This window comes from Moorena sp. SIO2C4 (assembly GCF_010672485.1).
GTDB classification, from domain to species: domain Bacteria; phylum Cyanobacteriota; class Cyanobacteriia; order Cyanobacteriales; family Coleofasciculaceae; genus Moorena; species Moorena producens.
On sequence record NZ_JAAHGN010000946.1, the window covers coordinates 1 to 3013 of the forward strand.

The window sequence follows — 3013 nt, forward strand, 5'->3', positions numbered from 1 at the left end:
CTTATCCAGGTTGTACATAGAGGATAGAGAGAATCGGCAAGATGTCATTCCTCTCAATTTTCTTTTGCATAAACAGTGCAGCAGAATGGACTGACGATAAAATCAGCTAATTCAGAACTTTTCCCAAACTTAAAGCTGGCCACCTTTGATCATAATAGCAGGCACTATATATTGGTTGCAGTTCCTGATAGCAATTGGACTGTGGCCGTCTCGATCAAACTTAGTGAACTCAGAGCAGCGGGTAGAAAAGCGGCAATAGGCTTTGCTAGTTTGTTCGTGGTACTGGGCATTATTATTACCTTGGTAGTCAGAGCTTTATCCGATCAGTTAGCAAAACCCTTGGGTCAGTTGGCTAATACTGCCAAAGCGGTGATTGCAGGCAACCTGAACGTTCAGGCGGAGCTTGTTGGTGCTACCGAGACGCAGCTACTGGCTCAAGTCTTTAATAACCTGGTGACACGGGTCAAAGGTCGATTACAGGACCAAGAACAAGAAACTGAACAGGCGCGGACACTAGTGCTAGTCAGCAACCAGCTTCAGCAATCCTTAAACTTCGACAATATCCTACAAACTTCCGTTTATGGGGTACACCTTGCCCTCAACACAGACCGTGTATTTATCTATCGCTTTAATCCTGACTTCAAAAGCGGGATAATTGCAGCGGAGATCGTAAATTCTGGTTTTGTTAAAGCCCTAGGGCAAACTATTTACGAACCAATCACGACCGGGGAAATTACAAAGTTTAAGTTGGAGAAGCTTGTTAGTGTCGAGAACCTTCAACAAGCTACTCTAACTGGTGCTCCTGGGCAGTTCCTTCAACGCCTTGGTGTCGTAGCCAGCCTGGTTGCGCCAATTATAGTTGGGGGTAAACTTTTCGGCTTGTTGTATGCGAATGATTGCTCAAAACCCCACCCTTGGCAGGAGTCAGAACGTGAGTTAATGCAGCAGTTAACTAGACAAATTGGTGATGCCCTTACCCAAGCCCTGCTCCTGGAACAGCAGCAAGCCACGGTGGACATTTCCCAAAGGTTAAATGAGATTACTGCTAGCATGCTTAAATCCTTAGAACGGGAAAAGATTTTCGCGGCTACGGTGGTGGGAATTAAAAGAGCGCTCTCGTGCGATCGCACAATCATTTACCTCCTCGAACAGAATCATAAAGGGTCAATGGTTGGCCTTTCAGTAACTCTGGATGGGTCTGTTACCCCACAAACACAGAAAGAAGAGTTGGATTTTGCCCTAGAGGATGTTGATCACTACCAGTCACGTCAGGTTCTAGCCATTGATAATCTTGAGGGTGAGTTGACCCAGTACCAGCAGTCCCAAGTAGAGAGGCTTGGCCAAACTTCTCTACTGCTTGGAGCTAAGGCCAGTTTAGTGGCACCGATTTTGGTGGCAGAGAACTTGATTGGCTTTCTGGCTGCCCATCAATGTTCACAGCCAAGAGCTTGGCAGGAAACGGATATCAAGGTTTTCACTCAGGTGGCGATTCAATTGGGCTTTGCTCTAGAGCAGGCTAATCTCCTCGAAAAGAGGGAAAGAATTTCTCAAGAGCAAAGACAGGAAAAAGAAGCACTCCAGAAGCAACTGCTGGTACTGCTTGAAAATTTGCAAGGGGCAGCACAAGGAGATCTGACAGTGCGCTCTGACGGGACTTTGGATGAGATTGGTAAAGTTGCTGATTGTTTTAACACAATTATTGAGAATTTGCAAACTCTCGTAACCCAGGTCAACAACTCAGCGGTTGAAGTCAATACCTTACTAGGAAACAACGAGGTGGTAGTCGGTCAACTAGCAGAAGATGCTCTTAAGCAGGCTTCAGAAACCACTCACACCCTGGATTCAGTAGAGCAAATCACCGATTCGATTCAAGCAGTGGCTGAGAATGCTGATCAGGCGGCGAGAGTAGTTGATGGAGTTACAACCACTGTTGAAGCTAGCAGCACTGCTATTAACCTAACTCAGGAGAGTATGCTGGAATTGCGAGACACGATTGGGGAAACGACCTCAAAAGTGAAGCAGCTAGGTAAATCTTCCGAAAAGATTGCTAAGGTGGTTGCCAAGAGCAACATGCTCTTGGTTCAAACCAATGTTTTGGCTATTAACGCTGAGATTGAGGCTGGGCGGTCTGGTAATGGGATTCAGGGTTTTGTCGTGATTGCCAAAGAAGTAAATCAGCTTAGCAACCAATTGATCAAAGCTACCCAGGAAATTCACAAAATAGTAGATGATATCGACCTAGAAATGTCTCAATTAGTGAAGGTAATGGAACAGAGCACTGCTGTGGTGGAGAAGGGCACAAGTCGAGTTGAGGAAGCTAAGCAGAATCTGAAACAGCTGATGGAAGCTTCGTGCCAGATCGAGCAGCTAGTAGCAGCCATTTCCCAGGGGAGTGTTTCCCAAACCGAAACCACTCAGAACGTGGCTATGTTGATCAAAGAGATGGCTCAATTCTCGGAACGCACCGTTGATTCCTCTAGGCAAATTTCAAGTTCCTTAACCTCAACCGTAGCCGTAGCTCAGGAATTGCAGGAGTCGGTTAGTGGTTTTAAAGATTTTTGATAACACCAGCTATCAGCCGTCAGCTGTCAGCTGTCAGCCGTTGGCCGTAGGCCACGCTACTTGAGGTGCTGTCAGCCTTCAGCTGTCAGCCGTTGGCCGTAGGCCACGCTACGCAAACAGCTTTGTGGCACAGGCTTTGACGCTGTGACTTAACTCAAATTAAACTAATACTTACGTATTTTATTCTTAACGGTTTCCTCCTCAACCGTGCCCATAAGCTGATAGCTGATAGCTGATAGCTGATAGCTGATAGCTGATAGCTGATAGCTGATAGCTGATAGCTGATAGCTGATAGCTGATAGCTGATAGCACCTCAAGTAGCGTGCCCATAAGCTGATAGCTGATAGCTGATAGCTGATAGCTGATAGCTGATAGCTGATAGCTGATAGCTGATAGCTGATAGCTGATAGCTGATAGCTGATAGCTGATAGCTGATAGCTGATAGCTGATA

The 3013-nt window shown here is 46.2% G+C and carries 2 protein-coding genes; one reads left to right on the forward strand and one right to left on the reverse strand.

Translation table 11 applies throughout. The features are described 5' to 3' along the window. Window positions 1-201: 201 nt before the first annotated feature. Window positions 202-2562: a GAF domain-containing protein gene (locus F6K20_RS31800; protein WP_287297414.1), complete on the forward strand. Its 2361-nt coding sequence runs from the start codon at window positions 202-204 to the stop codon at window positions 2560-2562. 164 nt (window positions 2563-2726) lie between these two features. Here F6K20_RS31800 and F6K20_RS31805 read toward each other — a convergent pair. Then, window positions 2727-3013, reverse strand: a 287-nt coding sequence (locus tag F6K20_RS31805) for a hypothetical protein (protein ID WP_353736866.1), incomplete at its 5' end; no start/stop codon positions are given.